This is a genomic window from Escherichia sp. Lx600-2, from assembly GCF_036662595.1.
Classification (GTDB): domain Bacteria; phylum Pseudomonadota; class Gammaproteobacteria; order Enterobacterales; family Enterobacteriaceae; genus Escherichia; species Escherichia coli.
The window spans coordinates 1-1,912 of sequence record NZ_JAYQWM010000205.1 but is presented as its reverse complement, the minus strand read 5'-3'; the positions used below and the strand labels follow the sequence as shown (position 1 = coordinate 1,912).

Annotated in this window: 1 protein-coding gene; it reads left to right on the top strand. The window is 39.7% G+C overall.

What is annotated here, in order from left to right; translation table 11 throughout:
• The first annotated feature begins 1,180 nt into the window (after positions 1 to 1,180).
• Positions 1,181 to 1,783 carry a type 1 fimbria switch DNA invertase FimB gene (fimB, locus tag OQV04_RS24430; RefSeq protein ID WP_000790583.1) on the top strand — a complete coding sequence of 201 codons (603 nt, stop codon included), beginning with the start codon at positions 1,181 to 1,183 and terminating at the stop codon, positions 1,781 to 1,783.
• Positions 1,784 to 1,912: the final 129 nt, after the last annotated feature.

The window sequence follows — 1,912 nt, the reverse complement described above, 5'->3', positions numbered from 1 at the left end:
ACCCAGAGTCATAAAATAGAGTGACTGTTGATCCCATTTTCATATTCCTTTGAGACTGAAGTGCGTTTTCATCACCCGATGAGAAAGAACTGAAGTGATGTTTGCCATAGATTACGAGATGCCCAGTCTCATTGACTATCGCGGTGCACCTTTATACCTGTTATACCAGATCAAAAATCACGCAATCCATACAACAAAACCAGATTTGCAATTCGTGTCACAAAATATGTCGATCTTTTCCTAAGAAGCAGATGCCATGTGAAGCCAGACGAACACTTGCATTGGTCTTCAAAAACTAAAGGTTTTCTTTTAACAATCTGTTTTGTAAATAATTTATTTAGAATCTAAACAAAGAAAGCTTTGCAAGCTAACTCAGTGAGCTTGGTGAAAATAAGTGTTTACCCGCCATCAGGCTGAGTATAATTCTCATCATGAAATATGTTTCTTGGTTTGTGGCTTGTAACTGGTCACTCCTGATGTCGATCTGGAGAGGCTTGTTGATGTTGGTGTTTTCAGGATGATGTTTCACTTAGTTTGTTTGCCGTATCGCCCGGCGAATAGCTGTGATTGAGGAAGGTTTAAGTCGTAGTGACCAAAGCCATAGTTACCAACGGATGCAGATGAAAAAGCGTCGCCTGCGTTCCCCCATATCTCCAGGATAAAAGGGAATGTAACAATCTCATGGCCTAAGCTGACGAACCAGGCAGGAATAATCGCTAGGGATCTAAGAATTAGCATGATAATAGCCACTAAGAAATTACTGCGTTCCATGAAATAGCCATTTTGTGGCAAATGCAGTTGACTAATAATGTCATATGTGAGACGGCTAGTTGAACGAATATTAAATTTTGCTGAATTTTTTATGTTGATTTTACTTGTTACAGAACATATCACATGATATATAGATAAGATTAGTTGCATTAATGATGAGGGTTATTATTCGATTCGTATCAGATTTATAAATATATAAAGGTACATAGCATGCAAGAGCATGGCGTTTGTATGGCAAAGTTATTATAAGTAACTATCGCTACTCCATTTAAGTTCACTCAGAAGAACTGGTCCACTTACGTTAGTTATTAAGCAAACGTTCGCTTTTATAAACATAATCAGGATAAAAATGTTGAATTATTGCTAACCCAGCACAGCTAGTGCGCGTCTGTAATTATAAGGGAAAACGATGAAGAATAAGGCTGATAACAAAAAAAGGAACTTCCTGACCCATAGTGAAATCGAATCACTCCTTAAAGCAGCAAATACCGGGCCTCATGCAGCACGTAATTATTGTCTGACTTTGCTTTGTTTTATTCATGGTTTCCGGGCGAGTGAAATTTGTCGATTGAGGATTTCGGATATTGATCTTAAGGCAAAGTGTATCTATATCCATCGATTAAAAAAAGGCTTTTCAACAACGCACCCGCTATTGAACAAAGAAGTTCAGGCTTTAAAAAACTGGTTGAGTATCCGTACTTCGTACCCGCATGCTGAGAGCGAATGGGTATTTTTATCGCGTAAGGGGAATCCGCTTTCTCGGCAACAGTTTTACCATATTATCTCGACTTCCGGTGGTAATGCCGGGTTGTCACTGGAGATTCATCCGCACATGTTACGCCATTCGTGTGGTTTTGCTTTGGCGAATATGGGAATAGATACGCGACTTATCCAGGATTATCTTGGGCATCGCAATATTCGTCATACTGTCTGGTATACCGCCAGCAATGCAGGGCGTTTTTACGGCATCTGGGATAGGGCCAGAGGACGACAGCGTCACGCTGTTTTATAGAGATAGTTGAGATACCAGGGATGGTGTTAAAAACTACATTATTCTTACGATATATGGTGATGCTGCCAACTTACTGATTTAGTGTATGATGGTGTTTTTGAGGTGCTCCAGTGGCTTCTGTTTCTATCA